At 64.7% G+C, this 2,008-nt stretch carries 1 protein-coding gene; it reads right to left on the bottom strand.

Going from position 1 to position 2,008, the window contains the following annotated elements:
- Positions 1-55: 55 nt before the first annotated feature.
- Positions 56-2,008: translation initiation factor IF-2 (gene infB, locus K789_RS0101075; protein ID WP_024365132.1), on the bottom strand; the 1,953-nt coding region annotated here is incomplete at its 5' end.

Raw genomic sequence — 2,008 nt, 5'->3', positions numbered from 1 at the left:
GGGGCCGCCGGAAAGAATCCAACGGCCCCGCACCTTTCATACACCGGACTTCAGACTAGACGCGCGGCTTTTCGCGCATCTCGAAGGTCTCGATGATGTCACCTTCGGTGATGTCGTTGAACGAGCCAAGACCGATACCACACTCGAAGTCCGTGCGGACCTCGGTGGCGTCGTCCTTGAAGCGCTTGAGCGTCTCAACGGTGAGGTTGTCACCGATGATCTTGCCGTCGCGGGTGACACGGGCCTTGGCGTTGCGTCGGATAACACCCGAACGGACGATCGAGCCTGCAATGTTGCCGAACTTGGAGGAACGGAACACTTCGCGGACCTCGGCGGTGCCAAGCTGGACCTCTTCGTACTCCGGCTTGAGCATGCCCTTGAGGGCTGCCTCAATGTCATCAATTGCTGCGTAGATGACGGAGTAGAAGCGCATGTCCACGCCTTCGCGGTCTGCCAGTTCGGCAACACGCTCGGCGGGCTTGACGTTGAAGCCGATGATGACGGCGCTGTCGACCGTAGCCAGGTTGACGTCGTTCTGGGTGATCGCACCGACACCGCGGTGGATAACGCGGAGCTGGACACCCTCGCCGACGTCGATCTTGAGCAGCGCGTCTTCGAGGGCTTCCACGGCACCGGACACGTCACCCTTGAGGATGAGGTTGAGGGTGTCGATCTTGCCATCGGCGACGGCCTGGTCGAAGTCTTCCAGGCTGATGCGCTTGCGGCGCTTGGCCAGGGCGGCGTTGCGGTCCGCGGCTTCACGCTTCTCGGCGATCTGGCGGGCGGTGCGCTCGTCAGCGGTCACGAAGAACGTGTCACCGGCGCGCGGGACATTGGACAGACCCAGTACCTGCACGGGGCGGGACGGGCCGGCCTCGGTCAGGGCGCTGCCGTCGTCGTCGAACATCGCACGGACGCGGCCGTGGGCCGTGCCTGCCACGATGGTGTCGCCGACGTGCAGGGTGCCGGACTGAACCAGGACGGTAGCAACCGCGCCGCGGCCCTTGTCCAGGTTGGCTTCAATCGCGATACCGCGGGCGTCCTTGTTCGGGTTGGCGCGCATGTCCAGGGCTGCGTCTGCGGTGAGCAGGACAGCCTCGAGCAGCTCGTCGATGTTCAGGTTCTGGCGGGCAGAGACCTCCACGAACATGGTGTCGCCACCGTACTCTTCCGGAACCAGTCCGTACTCGGTCAGCTGGCCGCGGACCTTTTCCGGGTTGGCGCCTTCCTTGTCGATCTTGTTCACGGCCACGACGATCGGCACGTTGGCCGCCTGCGCGTGGTTGAGGGCTTCGATGGTCTGCGGCATCACGCCGTCGTCGGCTGCCACCACGAGGATGGCGATGTCGGTGACCTTCGCACCACGGGCACGCATGGCGGTGAACGCCTCGTGGCCCGGAGTATCGATGAAGGTGATCTTGCGATCGGTACCTTCGTGGGCATGCGTCACCTGGTAGGCACCGATGTGCTGCGTGATGCCGCCGTGCTCGCCCGCCATAACGTCGGACTTGCGGATGGCATCGAGCAGGCGGGTCTTACCGTGGTCGACGTGACCCATGACGGTGACGACCGGAGGACGAGCCTCAAGTTCCTCGTCGCCTTCGGCTTCCAGCTCGGCATCGAAGTCGATGTCGAAACCGGAGAGCAGCTCGCGCTCCTCGTCTTCCGGGGACACGACCTGGAGCTTGTAGCCAAGCTCCTCGCCCAGCAGGGCGAACGTCTCTTCATCCAGCGACTGCGTGGCGGTAGCCATTTCGCCGAGGTGGAAGAGGACGGTCACCAGTGCTGCGGGGTTCGCCTCGATCTTGTCGGCGAAGTCCGTGATGGACGAGCCACGGCGAAGCCGGACGACGGTGTTGCCGTCGCCGCGGGGCACACTGACGCCACCCAGCGACGGAGCACTCATCTGCTCGAGTTCCTGGCGCTTGGCACGCTTCGACTTGCGCTGCTTGCCACGGCCTGCGCCGCCCTTACCGAAAGCACCCTGGGTGCCACCGCGACCGCGGCC

It is taken from the genome of Arthrobacter sp. TB 26, assembly GCF_000427315.1.
In the GTDB taxonomy this organism is placed as follows: domain Bacteria; phylum Actinomycetota; class Actinomycetes; order Actinomycetales; family Micrococcaceae; genus Arthrobacter.
The sequence above is the reverse complement of the archived record's forward strand: the minus strand, read 5'-3'. Positions and strand labels throughout refer to the sequence as shown.